We start from the raw sequence: 22938 nt of genomic DNA on the forward strand, positions 1-22938 counted from the left end.
CCCGCGGAGCGGGTCCGCGCTCCGCGCGGAGCGCGGACCCGCTCCGCGTGTCCGGCACCACCGCTTCGCGGGGGTGCGGCCGGCGCTTCGCGCTCGGCCTGGGTCCGTTCCGCTTCGCTCCACGGCCCCTGGATGGCTGGGATTTCGTGAGATGGGCATGGTGGCATTGTGGTTGGGGTTGTCCGGCCTTCGGCCGGAGCTGGCTGGAGGTGGGGGTGGCTGGGCTCTGATTGGTCTGAACCAATTGGTCTACACCTCTTGGCGGCCCGCTCCCCTACTCCGGTGGCGGGCTTCTCGGCGGGGTAGCGGTGGCTCTCCGAGGTCTGTTGCCTTAGCAGATTTTTTCCCGCAGTTCGGAGTTCTACTCCCGTCCCTCCGGGGTCATGCGGTGTCCGGAGCGGCTGCCCATTCCTCACCGAGGAGACCGGTGATCGTGGCCCGGTCTTCGGCTCGGAGGGCGCCGCTGCGCGCTCTGCTTCTGGCCTTGGCGAGCCAGGCACCGATCGCGATCTTCTCGCCGTCTACGATAATGCTCTCGCGGGCTTCGGGGAGCCGACCCTCCTCACGGACGAGGAACGCTTCGAGGAGGTCGGTGTTCTGACGGAAGGTCCGGCGGGTGCGGGCCAGCCGCGGCAGGGGGCTGCTGGCCGGGGTGAGGCCGATCTCGGTGAGCAGGCGCTGCTGGTCGGGGTGGAGTTTGGCCCAGCCTGTGGTCTGGCGTTGCAGCCAGGGGCCGATCCTGATGCCCACGAGGACGCTGTCGGGGTGGAGTTCGGCGGGGTCGTGGCCGGCGCGCAGGTGGGTGCGGAGGGTTGCGTATTTGCGGTGCCAGTCGGGGCCGTGGAGCAGGCGCCAGTGGGGGTCGATGTTCTCGAGGTCGGCGGTGCGTTCGGGAGCGAGTTGGCCGCGGGCGGCCTGGGCGCGTTGTTCGGCGAGAAAGCGGCCGCCGGGGTCGGTGGTGGGGATGGCGAGGTGGCCGGTCTGCTGGTGGTAGGCGGTGACGGTGGTGAGGTTGGCCTGCCACTGGGCGTCGGGGACGCTCCAGATCATGCCGAGGGCGTCGAGTTCGGCGATCCACTCGGGCGGGAGCTCGCCGCGCTGGTGGGCGCTGCGCTGACCGGAGACGAACTCGCCCAGCGTGAAGCCGTAGGGGTCAACGTACTCGTGCGGGACGGCGAGGTGACCGTGCTCGTCGCGGTACGCCTGGGCGGAGGCCAAGCCCTTGAGGCGGGGCCTGGTGCTGATGCGGGCGGGGTCGAAGGAGACAAGGTCCATCGCCCTAGCGATCACCTCCGGGTGGGTGTCGTAGTCGAAGCGCCAGCGGCGCCTGACCAGTTCACGCACCTCCCCCGGCAGCCGGTTCGCCCGGTTCGGCAGCCGCTCGGCGATCCGGTGGTCGTGGCTGCGCAGCGCGGTGGCGATCGCCCAGACCGGTTCGTAGGGCGTGCCGAGGATGTCGGTGGGGTCGGCGCCTTCGGGGATGTAGGCGGGGATGATCAGGTGGGCGAGTTTGTCAGCGCCGGCGGGCTTGCGCAGGGCGCGGCCGAGGGCCTGGACGCAGCGAACGACGCTGCGGGTGGTGTCGGCGATGACGACGGCGTCGATGGCTCCGCTGTCGATGCCCTCGGTGAGGACCTTGGCGTTGGTGAGGATCGCGGCCGGTGCTGCGGTGAAAGCGTTCAGGGTGGCTTGGCGTTCGTCGGGCAGGTCGTCGCCGTTGATGTGCAGGACGCTCGGCATGGTGGCCGGGCGCAGTTCTGGGGGGAGGCGGCGCAGGGTGTGAGGGTATTCGCGGGTGAAGTCGCGGGCGGTGGCGACCTCGTTGAAGTAGACGAGGACGTGGTGGAGTTGGTGCTCGGTCATGGCCTTGTGGACGGCGAGGTGCAGGGCGGTGGTGCGCAGCGCACTGCCGGCCGGGGAGCCGCCCGGCTTGGCGTTGCCGGTCCTCATGTCGTCGGTCTGGGCGTTGCCGGGCCTGGTGCCGGTGGTCGGGGCACTGCCGGCCCGGGTGCTGGCGGCTGTGGTGGTGTCGGTGTGGAGGCGCTGGTGGAGGTGGGTGTCGGTGATGGTGGGGACGAGGATGCGGTAGTCGGCGATGACGCCGTCTTCGACTGCTTGGTGGAGGGGGTAGTGGTGGACGGTGGGGCCGTAGAGGTGGGTGTTGTCTAGTGAGTTGATCAACCTGGGGTCGATCGGCGCCCGTTGGACGGTGGTGCGGCGTCGCCGCGGGCGGGGGCGGTGGGGGTTGTCGGGGTCCTCGGCCAGATCGGGGCTGTCCCAAATGCGGGGGGTCGCGGTGAGGAACAGGCGGCGGTCGGCCTTGATGTGCTGGTTGTCGAGGACCGTTGCCCACTGTTTGTCGTGGTGACCCGAGATCCGGTGGGCCTCGTCCATGATCGCGAGATCGAACGCGGGCGCGTGCAGGGCCTGTTGGGCTTCGGTGATCTTGCGAAGGCTGTCGTAGAGGACGAACACCGTCAGCTGCTCGACGCTCTTCATCAAGGAGGCGAGGCGGGTGAAGTCACCAGTACTGCCGACGTTCGCCGCCTGCAGGCTGGCGCTCGCGGTGGCATCCATCGAGGAGATGAGGACCATCGGCTCGCGGCGCCGGTCCGCGCGCCAGGCCAGGGCGGTCTGCACGGCGAGGTCCTTCGTCGGCAGGACCACCATGACCCGGCGGGAACCGACCTCCTCGGCGACCCGGATACCGATCAGCGTCTTGCCCGTCCCGCACGCGGACACCACCGTCGCCCGCGACCCCGCACGACGCAACTGCCGCGCCGCAGCCGCAATCCCCGCCTGCTGGTCCGCACGCGGCCGACGGCGTGGTGCGTCCTGTGGAGCAGGGTCCTGAGCGGGAGGGTGGGCGTGGGGTGAGGTGGTCACGATTTTCAGTGTTCCAGGCGGGCCGAGTGTGCGAGTGGCTCGGCGGCACGGAGGGCCGGTGGCTCTGCCGGGCCGTCAGGGACCGCCGGGCGTTTGCCTGGGGGGATGTGCTGTTCCCATCGTGCCCGGTGCCAGCGGACGCAGTCGAGGCCGACCTGGTGACGGGGTTCGGTGCGCAGAAGTCCGCGTACAGTGCCGGTCAGTGTCTCCACGATGTGCAGGTCGTCGGTCAGGTAGAGGGCTCCGTGGTCGAACCGCGTGTGGCAGCTGGGACACAGGCACAGGACGTTGCCGGTGTAGTCGGGGCCGCCGTGGCTCAGGGGGCGGATGTGGGCGCCCTCGCTGATCGCTTCCTGCGGTCCTGGGATCCGCAGGATGTCTCCGCACATCTGGCACTGGTTGCGATGCCAGTCTTTGACGTCTTGGGCGACGGCGCCGTCCCGCGTGATACGGCCCTTGCGATCCCTGACCGCGTGCTCCGGCACCGCCGTGGGCGTGTGGACTGTGCGGTGCCCGCCTCGCCAGGACAGTTCGTCCAGGGTCAGGACTCGCGGTGATCCTGCTGCGGCGCGGACTTCACCTCCGATCTTGTCGAGGGCGACACTGACCGGTTCGAGGGCGTCGGGGCACAGTAGTCGGGACCGGTCCAGGGCGGAGCGGGCGACCACCGACCATGCCGCCTCAATGTGACCGCCGGTGACCACGTCCGTGTCCTCCGCGAGTGCGAGCGCCGCCGCGATCCGGTGGGTGTGGGCGTCCAGCCGGGCGAACTGGTTGGCTGCTGGTCCCAGGTCGTCGAATTGATCCGCGCTGAGCTGGATCGGCCAGAACTTCGCGGCGGCCTCGTCCGTGATCACCATGGGTACCTGCCGTCGCGTCAGGTCCTCGTAGATACGGACGAGTTCCTCGACGGCCCTACAGGCCGCCGACGGCCGGGGGACGGGAACAGGAGTGCTTCGGCGCTCCCCCGGCGTCTTCCGAAGGAAGATCAGGAACCGGGTGGAGGATGCCTCGTCCGTGCGTGCCCGGTAGGGCCAGTCGGTGGCCGGCATCTCCCACAGCACCCCAACCTTGGCGGCTTTCCGCGCCGGTGCACCCCTGCGGGAGCGGAGCCGGTGCCCGGGGTCTCGATATTCTCTACCATCCCAGGCCGTGCGCAGTTTGTAGGTGAGGAAGTCGTCGCAGGAGGTTCCCGACCCGCGGCGGGCGACGGGGCTACCGGTGAGCAGCATGGAGAAGTCGGTGCCGGGTGCCATGGTCCGTGAGGCCTTGGTCCAGGCGATCCGGAGTTTGTCGAGGGTGGTGATGTCGTGGTGGCGTGTGAGGCGGCGGAAGCGGTGGGTGTCCAGGCCGGCTTCGGTCAGCGTGGTCGTCAGGGAGGGCTGGGCGTCACCGGTCAGGAACGCCCCCCATACCAGGCAGGGCCAGTCCTTGCTGCGGGTCGGCAGGGTTGCAGAGGGGGCCACGGCCGCTGCCCACCAGCACAGGGCTGCCGCGTAGGCGTCCTCGACGTGAACGCCCTCCTGTCGTGCCGCCCGCTGCGCGACGTCGCCCAGCGGGCCGCGCAGCACTGTCCCTGATGTCATGGCCCCTGTCCCTCTCCTGCCCGCGCACCGTGGTGATGGTCTATCACCAGACGCTGACAGCAGGGATCGGGCGGTAGGGGCCGGCGGAGCGCGGGTCGCCTGCGACGTGCACGCAGCCTTCGAGGACTTCGAACCGGGATCGGCCGCCTTGCCGGTCCGATTGGAGTTGGACGTCCTGGACTCTGTGGTGGGTGTGTTCCGGTTTCGAGGGAGTGCGTTTTTGTCGACGGCAGGACGTTCAGCTGTTGGCTTGCTCCGTTGCATGGTTCGCTGCTGCGGGCGTGCGGTGGACGGAGCCGCCGTCAGCTCCTGCCACCGGGATGCTGGCTTCGCCTGCGTGTACGGCGTCACTGTCGTGGTGCTCGGCCGAAGTGATCTCGATGTCATCGGCTGGTACTAAAGGCGGTGTTCCTTCGTGGTGAGTGGCCGGTTCGGCGTACCCGCTCGGCGCGCCGCTGTAGTTGGCCCGTCCGCGCTGACGGTTGGTTCCGTCAGCGCGGACGGGCTCCGGTGATCTTGTGCCAGCGGTCCAGCTCTTCGTCCAGGGCTCGGCGGGCGGTGGGGATCTTCGTGTCGGCTGCTTGTTCGGCCTTTCCCTGTTCCAGCCGTTCGAGTGCCTGCTCGTGGCGGGTGGTGTCGGCGACGGCTTCGGCGAGTTCGGCTTCCGCTTGGGGGATGTTGGCCAAGCGGAGTGGTGTGGCCCGTTTGGCAGCGGCTATGGCGTCGTGCGTCCTGGCGGCGAACTGCGTGAGTTCCGTCGGGTCGTACTCTTCCTCGGGGAAGTCGAGTGCCTGCTGTCGGCCGTCGGGAAGAACCAGGTGCAGGTGTCCGATGTCGTCGGCTCGCTCGCAGCGGACCGCGATCTCCTCCAGTGGGTACTCGTGGGTCGCCCCGCCGGTAGAGACAACCAGTCGGTGCTCGTACAGCTGCACGGGGCCCATCGTGCTGTGCAGTGTGCCGCGGCCGGGGTCACGGAGCATTGCGAGACGGCGCTCGGCTCGGGCGATGCGGCTGCGGTAGGCGGAGCGTTCCGTGTCGACGGCGGCTCGGAGGGCTGCGAGCCGGTCTGCGGCCTCGTGTTCCAGCCGGCGCAGGTTGCCCCGCTTGGTACGGAGGCGGGCTCGGTCGTCGGCGTGCTGGCGGTGGAACGCGAACCGCCATCCCCCGGGGTAGCGGTTCGTCCACCACACGAGCGCGGCCAACACCGCCGCCGCTGCGAACAGGGCTGTCCAGGCCCAGGCCCCCATTGTGTCCTCCCTTGCCTGCCGTTCTTCGATCCGTGGGAACAGCATGCCGACGCAGTGGTCGGGCGTGCACGGTGTTCGCGGCAACTCTTGTCGGTCATCGGTGAGGTGATGGCGCGGCCGGGCGGGATCCGGAGTGGGCGCGGCGAGTCGCAGCAGTCATTGCGGGGGCGGGCCGGCTCTACTCCCGGGCGTAGCCGGGCGGTGTTGGCCGGTTGCCGGGCTGATGGTGGTCAGGGCTGATCGGTCGAGCGGTGGGCCGGTACGCCGCGATCACGGTCTGGGCTTCTGCTGTCCGCTTCCGCCTCGCCGGTGCCACAGGTCCGGATCACCGGGTCGCGGTTTTGCTTCGGGGCGTATCGCGGCGTGCCTTTGCATGTGTGCGCCCGCGTGCGGAGCGGAGCGCCGGACTGTTCTGTTCGGTGTTCACGGGATTCGCCCGGGTCTTCGTCACAGGCTCCGGCGTGGGGTCGTTGCAGTCGTGCGGGGTCGTTCGCGTCCCGCACGAAAGTACATGCGATTCGCCGAAGGAGCCTTCATGGCACGGCAGTTCTCCTACGAGAAGTTGGTGCTCACCTCGGTCAACGGGGTCAGGGAGGTGGACCTCGACCACCCGGTGATCGGGGTGTTCGGCCCGATCGACACCGGCAAGACCACGTTGGTGGATGCGTTGGCCTATCCGCTCGGTTACAGCGTCGATTGGCGCCAGGTCCCCAAGGATCGGCTGATCTCCGTCACCGTCGTTCTGCGGGTCGAGGGCATGCGTATCGCGCTGCGTCGGGGTCTGGGTAGTCGTGCGAATCTGGTCGAGCTGATCGATCCGCGTAGCGGCGAGGTCGATGAGACTCTCGTGGTGAAGTACGACCCTTCCGGGAAGCAGCGCCGGGTCGGGGACGTGCTGTTGGAGCTGCTGGGGTTGGCGGAGCTGTTCGCCCCGCCGGAGGCGGTGGCGGTGTCGTCGGCGGGCGCGGGGCGGTTGTCGTTCGAGCACCTGTACCCGCTGTGCTACCTGAGCCAGGACATGGTCGACGGCGGTGAGCTGGTGAGGGGTGGGGCCAACAGCGCGTCGTCGTACAAGGCGGTGGTGGAGTTGCTGCTGCACCTGACGGATGCGCGCACGCGGATTCTCACCGCCCGGCTCAAAGTCCTGCTCGATGCCGTACGGCCGCTGCAGGCCCGGGTCGAGCACGTCAAGGAGTTCCTGGCGGCGGCCCGCGACGAGCACGCCCTGCGTCAGGATCTGGAGGAGAGCCGGCGACGCGTGCAGGAGACGCTGGTGGCGTTGGAGGAGTTCAAGGGGCGTCAGCGGGCCATGACCGCCGAGCAGGATCCGCTGCGGTGCAAGGTCGCCGAGCGGGAGGCGGCCGCGGCGCGCTGCCGGTCGGTGGCTGCGGAGGCCCGGGCGGAGGTGGAGCGCATGGTTGGACGGGTTCGGGGTCTGCAGCACCGTGCTCAGGCGGGGCCGCGCCTGGTCAGCCCGTGCCCTGGCTGTGCCCGGGACTTGACGGGGCGTACGGTCGGGGACGGGTTCTGCGGGGTGTGTACCGAGCGGTGGGACGCCTCGCGGTTGCAGGATCTGCTCCGCCTTGCCGAGACCGAGCTTCTGGCTGCCGAGCAGGCCGCCACCGCGGCGACCAAGGAGCAGGGGCGGAAGGAGGCCGACCTGGCGGCCGCCCAGGCCGAGCTGGACGCCCATCTGGCTTCGCGGATCGGCCCGGCCGCGGGCCACTTGGAGCAGCTCGCTGCGGCGCATGCCTCGGCGAAGGCCCAAAGTGCCGCGCTCGAGCAGGAGCTGGAGCCCTATGCCCGGCTGCGGGAGTTGCAGCAGGAGCTGGAGCGGGCGGTCGGTGAGCGCGACGAGGTCAAGCAGCAACTCGCCGACCATCGTGCGTCTCTGTCGGGGCGTCAGGTGGCTGTGCAGGAGATCGAGGACTTCTTCCGGCACATCATCGACGCCCTCCAGCTGCCGGGTGACCCGGGAGCGGCGATCGACCGTTCCAGCTACCTGCCGAGGGTGCGGCGCGGGCCGCTGAGCAATGTCGGGCACGGGGTGCGGACCGTGCTGAATGTCGCCTACCGGATGGCGTTCACCAGCCACGCCCTTGTCACCGGAGCCACCGACCTGCCGACCCTGCTCGTCATCGACTCCCCTCGCAAGAACGTCGGCTACGGCACCGACGACCAGCAGCTCATCAGCCGCTTGTACACCCACTTCCTCGAACACATCACCGCTGTGCGCGAGGGCACAACCGTGGTGCGGCCTTCCCAGGTCATCATCGTCGACAACGACCTGCCCGTCGGGTTCCGGGACCGGCTGCATGTCATCGAGCTCAGCCGTGAGAACCCGCTCGTGCCGTAACACTCTTGGCGGGTCGGAGCAGGGCGGCAGGCGGGGGCGACAGGCGGAGGCGTCGCCCCCGCCTCCGGATCTTCGGTCGTCGGGGTCGGCCGGCCCGGTGGCGGTGCCCTTGTTGGAGCGGATCCACCCGGTGTGCACCGGCCTCGCGCGAGTTCCAGGGCCGGTTGTCAGTGGTGTGTCGTACCGTGCCGCCGTGCCCACGTACACGAAGGATGCCATCGTGATCCTGCCCGGCCCGATGCTGCGGGTTGTGCGAATACACCCGGTGTCCGGTATCCCGCGGCAGCGCTGACACCACTGGCGAGACCAGGAGCATCCGGTACTGCCCGCCCGGAAGCCGACACCGTTCTGCTCCACAACGAGACCTGCGTCGCCCTTGGGCTTCCACAGCAGGCGGCGTGCCTTCCGATGATGAGGACACATGGTTTTGATGCCCACCGCCGAGCAGCAGGCGGCCCGTGAGATGTTCGCCGCCGGCGGCGATCTGGCCCTGGTGGCCGGTGCCGGGACGGGAAAGACGTCCACCCTGGTCCTGATGGGACAGTCGACGCCGCGTCGGGGCCTGTACGTGGCGTTCAACAAGTCGATCGCCGACGACGCGAAGAGCCGGTTCGGGTCGAACGTCGAGTGCCGCACGGCGCACTCGCTGGCGTTCCAGAGCGTGGGGCGCAACTACCGTGAACGGATCAGCCGTTCGGCACGCGTGCCGGCCTGGCAGACCGCGCGCCGGCTCGGGATCGACCGGGACCTGCCGGTGAACTCCACCAGGATCACCGTCAAGCACCAGGCCCGCCTGGTGATGGGGATGGTGCGCCGGTTCTGCTACACCACCGACCGTCAGCTGATGGCCCGTCACCTGGAATGGGTCAACGGCCTGGACACCGGCGGGCAGGACTTCGTCGCCCGCGAGCTCCTGCCGTACGCGGCGCGGGCGTGGGAGGACCTCCAGGACCCGGGAGGGGAGCTGCGGTTCGAGCACGACCACTACATGAAGATGTGGGCTCTGACCTCGCCTGTGCTGGGTGCGGACTTCGTGCTCCTGGACGAGGCCCAGGACACCAACCCCGTGCTGGAGGAGGTCTTCCTCAACCAGAAGGCGCAGCGGGTATGCGTGGGTGATCCCGCACAGCAGATCTACGCCTGGCGGGCGGCGAAGGACGTGATGACCGCGTTCCCCGCCGAACACCTGGAGCTCACACAGTCGTTCCGCTTCGGCCCGGGGATCGCGGCCGTGGCCAACCGGTGGCTCTGCCATGCGGAGTCCCCGATGCGCCTGGCCGGTTGCGGTCCCGAATCGAGGATCGGCCCGGTGGTGGGAGCCGACGCGGTGCTGTGCCGCACCAATGCCGACGCTCTGCGGGAGGTGATCGGTTTCCTCGACGACGGCGTGCCGGTCGCGCTCGCCGGCGGCGGTGCGGCAATGGAGCGGATCGCGCAGGCCGCGCTGGAGCTCAAGGCCGGCAAGCGCACCAGCCATCCGGAGCTGTTCCTGTTCTCCTCCTGGGGCGAGGTGCAGGAGTACGTCGAGCAGGACAGCGCCGGCTCCGACCTCAAGGCGATCGTGCAACTCGTCGACACGCACGGCCCCGAGGCGATCCTCGCCGCTGCCCAGCGTCTTACCCCCGAGGAGCAGGCGAAGGTGACGGTGTCGACCGCGCACAAGGCCAAGGGCCGTGAGTGGGACACCGTGCGGATCGCGGGCGGGTTCGAGGCGCCGCCCCTCGACGAGGACGGACTGCAGGCCCCGCTGTCCCTGCCCGAGGCGCGGCTGGCCTACGTCGCCGTCACCCGCGCCTGCCGTCACCTGGACATGGAATCCATGGCCTGGCTCGATGCCTACGAGAAGACCCTCGCCTCCGGGCCCGGCGCGGGCGGGCGGCCCCTGCTCGACCTCAGTCTCACCGGGCAGCTCAAGCACCTCGCCTCCCCCATGTCCCGGTTCATGGAGCAGCACCTGCCCGACGCCCGCCACGTCGCCGGCGACTACCTGAAGCGGCTGCCCCCGCTTCCCCGTCCCGTACAGCCCCTGGATGTCGCCCACCCGAAGTTCGACGCCCTCGGCCACGCCATCGACTACCGGCTGCGCCTGTCCCTCGGCCGGGACATGGGAGGCGCTGTTGCGGCCGGTGTCGATGCCATGCACCCGCGCTGGGAGCTGCCCGGAGCGCCTGCCCCGAAGGTCCGCAGCGCCCTGCACACCGCCGGAGTCGAACTCCTCGACCTCACCCGGCGCCACCTCGACAGCGAAGGCACCTACCTGGACGAGGACACGCTCTCACGGCTGTGCTTCGTCGCCGCCTCTTATGAGGACATCTACCGCATCGGGCGGGTGCATCGCTTCAGCTTCCTCACCCGGGCCGACGAACACACCACCCTGCGCCGCCTCACCGACGCGGTCGACAGCTACGTGCCCGACGACCTCGCCGTACAGATGCGTCTCGCCCAGGAGCCGTTCGCCGCGCTGCGGGCACTGCCCGAGGCGCAGCGGGTGTGCGGGCCGGTGTTCGCCGGCAGTGGCGACATCGGCGGCGCGGACGCCGACTTCGTCCTCGGCGGACTGCTGATCGACTGCAAGGCCACCACCCGGCCCCGCCAGCTCGGCGTCGCGGAGATCTACCAGCTCGCCGGCTACCTGCTCCTGGACTACGACGACGAGTTCGGCATCGACCGCGTCGGGCTGTACCTGTCCCGCCAAGGCCACCTCATCACCTGGACCGTCCCCGACTTCCTGCTCCGCCTCGGCACCACCACACCCCTGCCCACCCTGCGGCACAGGCTCCGCGACTTCCTGCACACCGAAGCAGCCGCTCTGGCCAGCCCCATCGGCAACCGCGTGCGCTGAGACGGCCGACCCGGTGTGCCCGCCCAGAGCGGGCACACCGGGCGGGCGCACCCGCGGAAGAACACTCCTGCCCGGCAAGGTCCGAGCTGCTCCGTGCGGGGCGCGGGCGTGTCCACCGAAGCCTGCGCAGTGTTGGACCACCAGAAGATGGCACGGGAGGAGAGCGGATGTCGTACGGGTACAGCGGCGGTCCCAACTGGCCGATGATCCAAGCCAAGCGGCGGGCCGAGCAGGAAGCCAGTTCGGCCCGGTCCGAGATCTCGGCCAACAGGGCGTCGGCCGAGCGATGGAAGGCCGCCTTCGAGGCGCTGTCCGGCCACGTGCGGACAGCGGCGGGTCGCAGCGGCATGGCGCACCGCGAGGGCGACAGGTGCGGCTGCCCGGCCTGCTGGGAGAAGGTCATCGCCGGCCTCGCCCAGGAAGCCGAGGAGAGGGCAGGTGCCGCGGGCGGACCCGGCGCTCACGCCGGTCCGCGTTCTTCGGCGACCTCTTCGCGCACTACAACCCGCAGCAGTGCCCCTGATCCGGCCCGGGCCCGCTACGCCAGGGCGACGGGGGTCACGTGCAGGGCGTGCAAGGGCTGGCGGGCCGTGGCCGGCAGGACCTCGAACCACGCCTGGCCGTCGTCCAGGTAGCGTTCCGCGCTCCGCCAGTAGCGCCAGCCCAGGTCGACGAAGCAGTCGACGGCCTCGTCCGCCGTGCCGTACACCAGGTGCTGGCCGTGGACCTCGACGCGTTCGAGTGCCTGGCCGGTGCTCTCCAGGCGGGCAAGGGCGGCGGCCGCCGCGCGGCGAAGCGGGCTGTTCAGGGCCCAACGGCCCTGGACGTGCGCGGCTGCCCTGGCCGAGGTCGGCCAGGCGTCGGGGAGAGAGAACGCGGCCACGGTCACGGCACCTTCAGTGCACAGGCGGTGCAGGTCGATGCGGACCGGTCGTGGGAGCAGGTCGGCGATGGCCTCGTACGAGGGCAGGACGTGGTCGCGGGGTGCGCGCCCGGCGGCCGGATCGGGTGTGAGCGCGGCAAGCCGCTGCCGGGCTGTGACGACCGGCTCACCGCGCCGCCACAGCAGGGAGAGATCGATCCCCTCGCTCTCGAGGGCTTTGCGCTCCTGGAACTGGAAACTGACACCGCGTCGACGGCCCCGAAGTGCCTGACGCATCGTCACATAGCTGTCGCGACCGTCGCAGAAGGCGTCGAGTGACTCCCGCGTCCAGCGTGCGTCGGTGGCGTGCTCGACGACCACGTCCACGTCCCCTACTTCCAGAGCACCCCGGGCGTAGGATCCGAACAGGTGGATCTCCTCGACCAGGTTCAACGGCCAAGCCCCCTGCTCCAGCCGGTCGAGCATCTCGACCAGCACTGCGGTCGCCCGCTCGCGCTTCATGTGTACTGCTTCTCCTCAACTCTTCATGGCCCCGGGGATAATGGGCATGCCGGTGGTGGTCGCCGGTCGATGCGGGCCGTCGGAATCCGGCCGGCGAACAGGCACTGTCTGCGGTGATCGCTGCGGCGTGGGGCGGGAACCATCTGCCCTTGCTGCGCAGCGATCATCCGCAGTTGCGGCGCTCCTGCCCGGGCGGGCTGGTGGACTCTGTTTCGCTCACGCTTGCCGTGAAAGGACTGCCCGGGCAGCTGTCCGGAACAGGGCGCTCTGGCGGTCGACCGGGCCTGGGCCGAGCTCGCGCACGTCCCGCCCATCGTAGAACCGGTCCATCCTCTCCGCGGCCTCCCTGCCCTGCCGGTGGCGGTCGCGCTCCAATGCCTCGGCGAACTCGGCCGGGGCTTCCCTGGTGTCGTGGATGAACACGACCACCACGTGCTCGCTCTCGTGGCCCACGGTCTGTACCCGCCATCCCAGTCGGCGGGCCGCGCGCCGCAGGGCAGCCCGGATCAGGGGGAGGCCGCCCAACGCCTCGGCCTCGGCCGGGGACAGGTTGGCCTGCAGGGAGCCGCCATAGCCGCCGGCCCCCTCAGGGCTGGTGGACTCCAGAACGGGCAGCAGGGCGTCCGACAACGCCACGCACCGTGGGTCCTTCGACATCGGCGGCTTCCTGGCCGAGGGCACGGCGGCCGGTCCCACGGCCGACCGGGCTGCCGGCCCCGACTCGACGACAGCGGGCGTGTCCAGGTGACGTTCCAGGACGGCCAGGGCCTGGCTCATGCCGTCCTGGTCGAGCCTGGCCGGCAACAGTCCCGCATCGCCACAGGCGACGACGTGTGCCAGGGCCTTCTGGTAGGACACGGGCCGGGTCTTGGCGAGAGCCTTGGCCAGACGGGTGCGGTGGGTCTTGGCGGTCATGCGCGTTCCGATCCAGGCCTGCTACGAGCGGAGCACATCCCACCGCGCGATGTCTCCGGCAGACCACTGGATGTGATGGAAGGTCAGGACCAGTGCCGGGTGCATCCCTTGTGGTCCGGGCGGCGGCCCGGTTTACCCGAGGCGGTGGCCATACAGGGCGGCACGCACCCACAAGTGCGCAGTGCGGCGACTATACCTCGAACCCGACCGCATCCGTACGTCTCTGGGGAGGGCTTCCGATACTGGTCTTCGTGCGCCGTTGGGTGCGGTTCCCGGTCAGGGATCGCGCTCCTCGCGGTCCTGGTGACCGCTGTGGCGGACCGGAGCCGCTGGCCGGCATCCGGCGGCCCGCCATACCGCCCAGTGGTCATCTGCGCACCCACACCATGTCCAGGGCTTCCAGTTCTGAGATCAGGAGCGGCGGGAGTTGCCCTCGGAAGACCTTGTCGCGTTGGCGGGCGATCCAGGTGCCGAGGCGGACCTTGGCGTGCTCGACGCGCTCGACGAATCCGGGCGGGACGTCCAGGTGGCCCTCCCGGTCCCGGAAGGCTCGCGCAGCTTTGATGTAGCGACGGAATTCCGCTGGCAGTTGGTGGATCGGGGTGAGGGCGGACCGCGGCGGCCGATGGGCTGGCCGGTCCGTTCGGGGTCCGGGCCGTAGGGGCGGCACTGATGGTGGTGCGGCCATCGACCGGGCGTATGGGGGCTGCCCGCAGCCGGCACTGCCCTGCGCCCTGCGGTACGGCGCGGGCTCGCCCTGTGCGGGGTGGGTTCGCCAGGCTCCGAGGGCGTCCAGGAGCGCGGTCTGGTGCGCGTCGAGGTTGCCGGTGTCGGCGTGTCGGTTCTGCATGCGCAGCCACGCACCCGGCCGGAAGCGTTCGTCGCCGGGTGTCCCGGTGCGGTTCACGGGACCGGTGAGGCGGCCGCCGGCTGCCAGGTAGGCGACGAGGCGACGGTATGAGCGCTGCCAGTCCGGCGCCATCCGCCAGAGCGGGTCCAGTGCGGTGAGCCGTGCTTCCTGATCCGCGGTCAGGTCGGCCTTTCGCTGGCGACGCACCCACGTGCCGAGGTTGTAGTCCTCGACCTGCTCGTCGGCGGGAACGGCCAGATGGCCAGTGCGCACGGCAAACGCGCGCGCGTGGGCGTAGCCGCGCTCCCAGGCGTCCTCGTGCTTGTTCCAGATCATCCCGAGGGCGTCCAGGTCGTTTCGGCGTCTGGTGGCGAGTCGGCCGGTGGCGTGCAGGTGGCGCTGCCGGGAGAGCCAGCTCGCGAGGGCGCCTTCGGCAGGGTTGAGGTGGCCGTGCTGTGCGGCGAAGGTCGCGGCCTTGGTGAGCATGCTGGCCCACGGCTCCTCGAATGCTGTCGGCCTGGGCGCGGCCTGCGCGATGACGGCAGCGGCTGGTGGGGCTGTGGCCTGGTGGTGGGGGGCTGTGTCTGTGCCTGGCGGCGCCGTGCTGCTTCCGGCCGTGGTGTCGGCTGGCTCCGATCGGGCGCGGTGCGGGAACGGCTGCGGGATCCGGGGGGCGGCCAGCGGGGGGCCGGGCGGTTCTATGGGGCCGGCCGGTTGAGTGAGGGCGGGGTCGGCGGGGGCTTGGAGGAAGTGCGGGGCCGGGTCGATGCCGAGGGCCCGCAGGGCGGTGAGCTGCCGGCTGGTCAGTTGGGCTGCGTCGCGTTGGCGCTGGCGGATCCATCGTCCGAGGTGGACCTGCTCGGAGTCGACGGTCTCGCAGTGGCCGGCGGGCACATCCAGGTGGCCTTCGCGCTGGTGGTACTGGCGGGCGGCACGCAGTCCGCGGGTGAAGGCTGCGGCGAGTGCGGTGGCGGGGCGGGACAGGAGGATCGTGTGGGGGTGGGCGTCGGGGTGGGTGCGGGCGAGGTGGTGCAGGAGATGCCGCTGCCCCGGGTGGAGGTCGTCCCGGCGGTTGATCTGGCGGTCGAGCCAGCTGTTCCAGCCGGTGTCGGTGTCGGCCTGCCGGTGGTAGGGGATCGTCCAGGTGGTGGTCGCGAGTCGGTGACGTAGGTGGGTGTAGGTGTGCTGCCAGCGCAAGCTCCATGGGGGGTTCCACCACGGGTCGACGGCGTTGAGGGCGTCGACCCGTTCGGACTCCAGGTTGCTGGTGCTCGCTCGTCGGCGCATGCGGGCGAGCCAGGCGCCGAGCGTGGGGTCGCTGCCGGGGATCGTCGGGTCGAAGGCGAGGCTTCCGGTGCGGGAGGCGGTCGCGGCGGCCCGTTCCAGGTGGTGCTCGAAGCTGTCCGGTGGGTGGGGCCAGGAGATGCCGAGGGCATTGAGCGCGACCGCCCGTTCGATGGGCAGTGTCCCGGCCTTGTAGTGGGTGCGGTGACGGCCGACCCAGCAGCCGAGGGGAAATCCTGACGAGTCGGTGTAGTCGCTGGGCACGTCGAAGTGGTCGTGCCGGTCGACGAAGCGCACCGCCGCGTTCCAGCCGTCCGCCCATTCACCGCTGTCGATCTGGTGGGTGCGCAGGTCGAGGACGGGGGCGATCTCGTCGGCGCGTTCAGGACCGGGGAGGACAGGGTCTTGGAGGCGGCGGCGGCGGATGCCCGTGAGGCGGTGGAAGACGCGGTCGTCGTGGTCGCGAAGTCCGGTGAGGACGTCCCACAGGACGGAGAAGTGGGAGGACCACATGGCCTCCCGGGTGGACTGGCCGGGGGCGAGGTAGACCGGGATGACCAGCGTGGCGATCTTGCCGGAGCCCGGGGGCTGGCGCAGGGCGCGCCCGAGGGACTGGACGATGTCGACGGCGCTGCGTTTGGGGTCGGCGAACAGGACGCCGTCGGCGTCGGGGACGTCGACGCCCTCCCCGAGGGTCTTGACGTTGGCCAGGATGGCGAACTGGTAGCCCAGCGGCCCTCGGGTCGTGCTGCCCAGCAGGGGCATGGTGTCGAACTGACGTAGGCACCGGGCGCGTTGTCGCGGGGTCTGGTTGCTGTGGACGGCCCTGGACCAGATGCGCGGCGGGGTGTCCTGTTCGCTGATGGCGGCGGCGGTGAGGGGGAGGCTGTCGGCGAAGTTCTGGGAGGCAACGATGCGGCTGTGGAAGGTGACCACGCGGCGCAGTCCGTAGTCGGCGACGGCTTGCAGGAGGCCCACCTGCAGGGCGGCCAGCCGCAGTCCGTCGTACTCGGGGGTTGCTTCGGCGGTGTGGAGGACCTCGCGCAGGTCTTCGTCGCGGATGATGGGCACGACGATGCGGTAGTCGGCCAGCAGTTTGCGGTCGATGGCCTGTGCCAGGGTGAGGCGGTAGACCACGGGCCCGTAGATGGTGGCGTCGTTCATGGACGCGAGTTCGACCGGGGCCCCGGGCTTGCGCTTGCGTCTGCGTGTGCCGCTGTTCGCCGTCCACAGGCGCGGGGTGGCGGTCATGTAGAGGCGCCGGGCAGCGGGCAGGCGCTCGTCGTCGTGGACCGCTCCCCAGTCCTTGCCGCGGTCGCCGCTGGTGTGGTGCGCTTCGTCGGCGACGACGATCGCCCATTCGGGCAGGAAGTGCCGACGGTGGGCGAGTTCGAGCACTTCCAGGGAAGCGTAGGTGGCGAAGACCACGGCCGGCCCGGGGCGCTCGGAGAGCCGGGAGGCGAGGACTTCGGGGTCGGTGGTGAAGACGACATGCCGGGTGATGTCCGGATAGTCGGTGCGGCCGCTGGAGCACACAGCGGTCATGCGGTGAATGCTGCTGTCCTCGCGCCATCGGCGGATGGTCTGGGCGACCAGGTCCAGGGTGGGCATGAGCACCAGGACGTTGCCCTGCCCGGCGAAGTGCTCGGCGACCCGGATCGCAATCAGGGTCTTGCCGGTGCCGCACGCTGCGATCACCGTCGCTCTCGGCAGGAGTCCCAGCGTCGCCGTCGCGGCCTCGATCGCCTGCTGCTGGTGTTCACGCAGTGAGCGCGGTTCCCTGGACACTGAGGAGGCGGTTCCTTCACGGCCGTTGCGACGTGCGGGGCGGCAATGCGGGCAGGCCGCCTGCCGCCTCGGGCACCTGTCCGGGGTCTCCGATCGGTCGGACCGGCCCTGGAAGGTGCCCGGATGTTCCCGTGATGATACGGCCGACATGCGCTACCGTGGTGGGCCGGTTGTCCGCCCCGGGGAGCGATGTGAACGTGCAGGAGCATGGCCGCTGTTCGGACCTGCGGGAGCTGCCGCTGCATGTGCGCTTCCTGCCGAACGAGTCGACCGGTTCGTACGTGACCCGGCTCGCCGAGCGCAACGGGCTGAGTGTGGGCTACCTGCTGGAGATCGTGGGTGAGGGCAAGAGCCGGGTGGTTGCGCCCCACCTGACCGAGCTCTACCTCAACCGGCCCGCGGCCGAGCGTCTGGCCCGGCTCGCCGGCCGGCCCCTGCCCGTGCTGCAACGGGCCTTGGCGAGTCTGGGCGAGGAGTACCTACTGACGGGCTCCGGGGAGCACCCGGTGTGGAAGTGGCCGTGGGCCGTGACGGACGGCTACCTGGTACGGGCGTGCGCGCTGTGCGCGGCCCGGCGCGGGGTCACCGAGCCGGCGTGGCTGATGGTGCCCGACACCTGGAGCGTGTGCGGCGAGCATGCCCGGTGGACGGACAACTCGCGCGACACGGCGTGGCCGTGGACCGATCTGCGGCCGTGGCCGCAGGTCCTTGACGCCCACCGCCGGTTGGCGTGTCTGGGCCGGCGGATGGGAAAGGTGGGGCGGGCGCTGATGGCGGACGCCTTCTCCATGATGGCCGACCGCCAGGTGCGGTCCTTGTACGGACGGGCGCCGCGCTGGTTCGCCGAAGCCGCGGACCGGCTCGGGGAACGGCGGGCGGCACCGTTCCTGGCGTATCCGGAGGCGGTCCGGGTCGCGCGGGTCCTGGCGCGCAGCGAGCGGCACCGGCTGGCGGGGGCGTTGACGTGGGAGGAGTACCGGCGTTGGCACGCGCAGGCGGTGGCCGAACTGGGCCCGGCGTTCAGCCCGGTCCTGACCGTCTGGATGGCCCGGCATCAGCCGCAGACGTCCGTGGCGGCGCGCAAGGCAGGGGTCCGGCCGCCGCTGGCCGCTCCGCACAAGGTGGTCGGCGCGCTGGCGTCGGTGGCGCAACTGAGCTGTCTGCCGGGCGAGCTGGGCGCCGGAACCTTCGACCGGCCCTACCTGTGACGTGAGGCGGAGGGCTTTCACACCTGAAGTGGACGTCTTTGTTCCGCCGGGTGGCGAGTTGTGATAGCTGTGGGGCGTATCACGGCGGCTCGATGTGGTGGCGCAGGCTCGGCCGGGGCTTCGGCCCGGCGGCGGAAAGGCATCGTGTGCAGGTACAGGTGCGTTATCGGGATCCGGACGGCCGGGAGCGCGAGGCCGCTCCCGGAGAAATGCGCGCAGTGCCGTTGGAGCGATGCGAGCCCCTGCGTGAACCCCATGCCTACCACGGGAGGCAGTCGATCCTGACCCGTTACTGGGCGGCCACCACCAAAGGCATGGTGGTCTGCGGCAGCGAGCGGCTGATGTACGCGGCGGCCCTGCTGGACTTCGACGCCTCGGTGCAGTGGTTCTCCGCGACCGCGACGCAGATCTGCTGGCAGGACGGCTCCGCGCACGGGACGGTAGAGCCCGCGTTCTTCGCTCGGACCGTACGCGGGGAGCGGCTGGTGATCGTGCACCCTGCCCGCGACGGCGACGAGCAGGCCCGATCCCGGGAGGCGGAAGTGGTCGCGCATGTCGCGGACGCCGCCGGATGGACCGTCGCCCCGCTGGACGTCCCGACGGGAATCCGCCTGCAGTGGCTGCGGGTTGTGTCCGCGCACCGCTTCCCCGACCTGTACGACGAGAAGATCCGCGACGTGCTGCTCCCCGCGTTCTCGGTGGCGCGCCCGATCACGGCGGGAGTCGCCGCCGCTGGCCTCCCGCGCACGGCTCTCGCCCATGCCTGGCACCTGCTGTGGACCGGTGACCTGTCCTTCGAGCGGGACCGGGCCCTCATCCCGGTCTCCCTCGCCTGGGCAGGCAACGCCGCGAATCGGGTGGTCGTGTGAGGGCCCAGAGGTCCGGCTGCACCTGCCGTACCGGCAGCGCGCCGGGCACGGACGACGATGACGGGCGGTGCGCCGGCCTGGAGCCGGGCGACACGGTCCGCTGGCACGGCGCCTCGTACCTGGTGGCCGCCCTGCAGGGCGGCCGGGTCCACCTGAGCGCCGCCGACGAGGACGGCGAGGACGCGGTCGCGCTGCTGTCGGCCGTCGTAGGTGCCCCGGACTTCGCGGTCCTGGACGACGCCGGCACGGAGCGGCCCGGAGCCCGGATCCCCGACGTCAGCATCCTGTCCCTGCTCACCCCGGCTGAACTGGTTGACGTCCGCGCGTGGGAGCGGCACCTGCGCGAGGCAGAGGAAGGCCTGCCGCCGGGTTGCGCACCCGACGCGCGGCCCCGGCCCGAGTACGACCCGGCCACCGTCTCCCGCAGCCAGCGGTTGGCCAGCAAGGAGCGCGAACTCAAGGCGCTGGGCTGGCGCAAGGTGTCGGTGGCGACCTTGGACCGGCGCTTGAAGGAGTACTCGGCCCAGGGCGTGGCGGCCCTGGTGAAGGTCGTCGCCGGAAAGCTCTACGGGAACACCGACGAGCGGATCGTCGCCCTGCTGCTGCAGGAGCTCAAAGACGGAGTCGAGGAGTCCTCCGGCTGGGGCACCCGCCTGCACGAGCGGCTGCAGGCCGGCCTGCGCGCGGCCTACCCCGAGGAGAACCTGAGGATCTCCCGCACCGGGTTCTACCGGCTGCTGAACAGCCTCGGCACCCGCACGGGCTCCCTGCGCGGGCCTGTACGCCGCCGCAGGGAGGCGGCGGGCTCCCCCGAGCCGCCGTGGACGCCCACACGGGCACGGATGCTCGGCGAGATGGTGCAGATCGACTCGACCGGCCTGGATGTGCTTGCGATCGGCGACGACGGCTACCCGGTCCAAGTCGAGCTGACCGCGGCTGTGGACGTGGCCAGCCGCAGCATCATCGGGGCACTGATCGTGCCCCGCGCTCCTGGCCGTGGGTACAAGGGCAAGCGGCTGGGCGGACGAGCGACCACCTCGTTCGACGCCACCCTCATGCTCGCGCAGGCACTCGCCCCCATGCCGGCCCGGCCCGGATGGTCGCCGCTCAGCAGGGCTGAGCTGTCGGATCTGCCCTACGCGGATCAGGTCGCCTGCGATCCGCGGATGGCCGGTGCCGCGGCGCGGCCGGTGATCCGCCCGAAGATGGTCGTCGTCGACCAGGGGAAGATCTACCAGGGCGAGCACTTCGAGGACGTGTGCACCTCGCTGGGGATCTCGATCAGGTCGGCGCGGGACAACACCGGCCCCGACAAGGCGATCGTGGAGGCGACGTTCTCCGCCTTGAAGAAGCTGTTCAGCCAGTACGTGGCCGCCTACACGGCACGGGACCTGGCCCGGCGCGGCAAGTACGTGGCCGAGGGGCCGATGTGGCGGCTCAACGAGCTGCAGGACCTGCTGAACGAATGGATAGCGCTGCACTGGCAGCAGCACCGCCACGAGGGGTTGCGCAGCCCGAACCTGCCCGGTGTGGTACTCACCCCCAACCAGATGTACGCGGCTCTCGTGGCATGCGAGGGGTACGCGCCGCTGCCCTTGTCGCCGTCGCAGTCGCGCAAGCTGCTGCTCTGCGAGTGGCGGCAGGTCGGCGACAAGGGCGTGCGGGTCGGCAACCGCACGTACAACAGCGCCGCGCTCCAGGCATACAACAAGCAGCCCTCCGGGGTGCGGGGGCAGGGCAAGAGGTGGCCGATCCGCTTCGACCCGTACGCGCCGCACTATGTGTGGCTGTTCGACCAGCGCCAGGAGCAGCTCGGCAAGGACCCGTGGGTGGAGGCCGAGTTCATCCACCAGGACCTGATCGACGGCGAGTGGTCCCAGTACCTGTGGCAGACCGCGGAGCAGGCCTTCCTCAATGCGGGCGGCCCGGAGGAGCACGAGCAGCGGGAGCGCGACATCGCCTTGGCCGTGTCGGAGTTGCGGGAGCGGGCGCGGCGCGGGCCGCTCGACGAGGCACCCGCCGCACGGGCCTGGCGGCGGGCGGGCGCAGCTCGGCGGCTGTGGCGCCGGCCGGGCCGGCCGTTCACCGGGCCTCAGCCGGCGGTGCGCCCGCCGGATCCGGACAGGTACGCCAGCATCAGTGTCCCCGACCCGGCCACGATCGTGCCGGCCCGCTCGTTGGAGAATCCCGCGCAGTTCCTCTTCCCTGATCAGGACGCCGGGCCGCGGCTGTCCGGCGACGCGGGCGTGCTGGTGACTGCGGGCGAGCCGGTCGCTGTTCCCGACACGGACGAGCGTCCGCCGCAGAACGCAGAACCGCCGGCGGATCCCGGAGTGGACATGACGACTGGGACTGGGAAGGAGCCGCGGCTGGTGGCACAGCGGCGCGGTTCCACGGGTGGCATCGCCGATCTGTTCCTCAGCGGCCTGCCAGCCCCGGCCGATGCCTCCGATCCTGCTCCCCCGCCCCGGGCAGCGGCCGGCTCCACCGACGAGGAGGATTCGTGAACGACACCACACGGCAAGGCACCGCACCCGCGCCGGCCGGGACATCCCCGCTGCCGGGCGGGCCGTTCGATCCGGGGCCGCTGACGACGAAAGAGGGCTTCCGGGCACAGGCCCGGCGCACCTACGGCCCGCCCGACCTGCAGGACTGCGCTCCGCTCGGCACGAAGGTGACGCTGTCGGACCCACGGCTGGTCTATCACGGCCGGCTGCTGCCGGTGGTGACCGACGATGTGGGCGCAGCCCTGAAGCAGGCCCGCAGGTTGCTGGTGAAGAACCTGACGACCGGTAACGGGCGCGGGCCGAACTTCGTCGTCGACGGCCCGCGCCTGAGCGGGAAATCGTTGCTGGCGGCGCTGATCGCCCTCGGATTCCATGCCTTGGTCGACGAGTTGTACGGGCCCGACCCGGACCGGCATCCGGTGGTGTACATCAACGTGCCGCACGACCGCAGCGACGATCTGCACTGGTCGCTGCCGTTCGCGGACTTCCTCGGGATCGAGCACTCGCGCTCTCCCGAGACGATGAACCATCGGCCGGTCGACATGACCGAGCCCATCGTGCGGGTCATGCAGCGTGCCGGCACCCGGCTGGTCGTGGTCGACGGTGTCGAGTACATCAGGAGCAGCGAGCGGCAGACCGCGTTCGACTACCTCCTGCGTCTTCAGGACAGGCTGCCCCGCGTCACGTTCCTGTTCTGCGGCATCGGTGCGCGGGAGATCATCAGGGCGGGGTACGGCGACCACCGGAGCCAGGCACCGGCCGCGGGCACGCACGCGCCGCGGCCCCACATTGCCTTCCCGACCCTGTGGGTGCGGCCCGTCCCCTACACCGACGCCGAGCCCGAGCAGTGGCACAGGGTGCTGGGCAAGGTCGAGGAGAACCTCCGCCTCTACAAGCACAAGCCCGGAACCCTGCGCGACCTCGCCGCCTACCTCCACGGGCGTACCGACGGCTCCATGCATGTCCTGGACCAGCTCATCTGCCAGGCTGCCCAAGCCAGCATCCTGGAGGGGACCGAGGAGATCGACAAGGACCTGCTCGACTCGGTCCTGACCGGCTACGACGACCCCGCGCACTGACCGGCCCCGTCTCCGTGTCGGCACGTATCGCCGGTGCGGGGGCAGGCCCGCGGGATCCGGGCCCGTCCGCTCTGGCCGTGCCTTCGAAGCCCGGCCGCCCCCTGTGCGGGAGAAAGACCAGTCCGCACGACCGCACG

Annotated in this window: 12 protein-coding genes and 1 pseudogene; 6 read left to right on the plus strand and 7 right to left on the minus strand. The window is 70.7% G+C overall.

The annotated features are described in order from the left end of the window. Positions 1 to 381: 381 nt before the first annotated feature. From KSE_RS46460 to KSE_RS00030, 4 genes and pseudogenes are all read right to left on the minus strand, one after another. Positions 382 to 1863: a Helicase associated domain protein gene (locus KSE_RS46460; RefSeq protein ID WP_407927481.1), complete on the minus strand. Its 1482-nt coding sequence runs from the start codon at positions 1861 to 1863 to the stop codon at positions 382 to 384. Positions 1864 to 2295: 432 nt separating this feature from the next. Beyond that, positions 2296 to 2886: pseudogene (locus KSE_RS46465) on the minus strand (DEAD/DEAH box helicase family protein); the annotation flags it as partial. 5 nt (positions 2887 to 2891) lie between these two features. Further along, entirely contained in the window at positions 2892 to 4457 is a 1566-nt protein-coding gene (locus KSE_RS37925; RefSeq protein ID WP_051055066.1) for an HNH endonuclease, read from the minus strand. A gap of 506 nt (positions 4458 to 4963) precedes the next feature. Continuing rightward, positions 4964 to 5764, minus strand: a complete 801-nt coding sequence (locus KSE_RS00030; RefSeq protein WP_148283034.1) for a hypothetical protein — start codon at positions 5762 to 5764, stop codon at positions 4964 to 4966. 490 nt (positions 5765 to 6254) lie between these two features. Here KSE_RS00030 and KSE_RS00035 point away from each other — a divergent pair, with 490 nt between their 5' ends. Together KSE_RS00035 and KSE_RS46145 are read left to right on the plus strand one after the other, a co-directional pair. Then, the gene (locus KSE_RS00035; protein ID WP_014133181.1) at positions 6255 to 8075 is read left to right on the plus strand and encodes a hypothetical protein; all 1821 of its coding nucleotides are present in this window, start codon (positions 6255 to 6257) and stop codon (positions 8073 to 8075) included. Between the two features lie 430 nt (positions 8076 to 8505). Next, on the plus strand, positions 8506 to 10917 hold the full coding sequence (locus KSE_RS46145; protein ID WP_014133182.1) for a UvrD-helicase domain-containing protein: 2412 nt from the start codon (positions 8506 to 8508) through the stop codon (positions 10915 to 10917). A gap of 538 nt (positions 10918 to 11455) precedes the next feature. On the opposite strand, the gene KSE_RS00045 is transcribed toward KSE_RS46145, so the two are convergent. The 3 genes from KSE_RS00045 to KSE_RS37935 form a co-directional block, all read right to left on the minus strand. Continuing rightward, entirely contained in the window at positions 11456 to 12301 is an 846-nt protein-coding gene (locus KSE_RS00045) for a nucleotidyltransferase domain-containing protein (protein WP_014133183.1), read from the minus strand. Between the two features lie 216 nt (positions 12302 to 12517). Next, positions 12518 to 13216 carry a hypothetical protein gene (locus tag KSE_RS37930; RefSeq protein WP_014133184.1) on the minus strand — a complete coding sequence of 233 codons (699 nt, stop codon included), beginning with the start codon at positions 13214 to 13216 and terminating at the stop codon, positions 12518 to 12520. A 367-nt stretch (positions 13217 to 13583) separates the two neighbouring features. Then, positions 13584 to 17138: a DEAD/DEAH box helicase gene (locus tag KSE_RS37935; RefSeq protein WP_014133185.1), complete on the minus strand. Its 3555-nt coding sequence runs from the start codon at positions 17136 to 17138 to the stop codon at positions 13584 to 13586. Positions 17139 to 17329: 191 nt separating this feature from the next. Between KSE_RS37935 and KSE_RS00060 the strand changes: the two genes are divergently transcribed. From KSE_RS00060 to KSE_RS00075, 4 genes are all read left to right on the plus strand, one after another. Continuing rightward, a complete protein-coding gene (locus tag KSE_RS00060; RefSeq protein WP_014133186.1) occupies positions 17330 to 18346 on the plus strand; it encodes a TniQ family protein in 1017 nt (338 codons plus the stop codon). A 209-nt stretch (positions 18347 to 18555) separates the two neighbouring features. Further along, on the plus strand, positions 18556 to 19215 hold the full coding sequence (locus tag KSE_RS00065) for a hypothetical protein (protein ID WP_014133187.1): 660 nt from the start codon (positions 18556 to 18558) through the stop codon (positions 19213 to 19215). Positions 19216 to 19337: 122 nt separating this feature from the next. Beyond that, positions 19338 to 21722 carry a Mu transposase C-terminal domain-containing protein gene (locus KSE_RS00070; RefSeq protein ID WP_148283035.1) on the plus strand — a complete coding sequence of 795 codons (2385 nt, stop codon included), beginning with the start codon at positions 19338 to 19340 and terminating at the stop codon, positions 21720 to 21722. Continuing rightward, the gene (locus tag KSE_RS00075) at positions 21719 to 22801 is read left to right on the plus strand and encodes an AAA family ATPase (RefSeq protein WP_014133189.1); all 1083 of its coding nucleotides are present in this window, start codon (positions 21719 to 21721) and stop codon (positions 22799 to 22801) included. Before KSE_RS00070 ends, KSE_RS00075 begins: the two co-directional genes overlap by 4 nt. The last annotated feature ends 137 nt before the right edge of the window (positions 22802 to 22938 follow it).

It is taken from the genome of Kitasatospora setae KM-6054, from assembly GCF_000269985.1.
GTDB lineage: Bacteria > Actinomycetota > Actinomycetes > Streptomycetales > Streptomycetaceae > Kitasatospora > Kitasatospora setae.

Coding starts and splice junctions, on each gene's coding strand:
- KSE_RS46460 (WP_407927481.1), bottom strand. CDS start 1,863: ATGACCGAGCACCAACTCCACCACGTCCTCGTCTACTTCAACGAGGTC.
- KSE_RS00030 (WP_148283034.1), bottom strand. CDS start 5,764: ATGCTGTTCCCACGGATCGAAGAACGGCAGGCAAGGGAGGACACAATG.
- KSE_RS00035 (WP_014133181.1), top strand. CDS start 6,255: ATGGCACGGCAGTTCTCCTACGAGAAGTTGGTGCTCACCTCGGTCAAC.
- KSE_RS46145 (WP_014133182.1), top strand. CDS start 8,506: ATGCCCACCGCCGAGCAGCAGGCGGCCCGTGAGATGTTCGCCGCCGGC.
- KSE_RS00045 (WP_014133183.1), bottom strand. CDS start 12,301: ATGAAGCGCGAGCGGGCGACCGCAGTGCTGGTCGAGATGCTCGACCGG.
- KSE_RS37930 (WP_014133184.1), bottom strand. CDS start 13,216: ATGACCGCCAAGACCCACCGCACCCGTCTGGCCAAGGCTCTCGCCAAG.
- KSE_RS00065 (WP_014133187.1), top strand. CDS start 18,556: ATGCGCGCAGTGCCGTTGGAGCGATGCGAGCCCCTGCGTGAACCCCAT.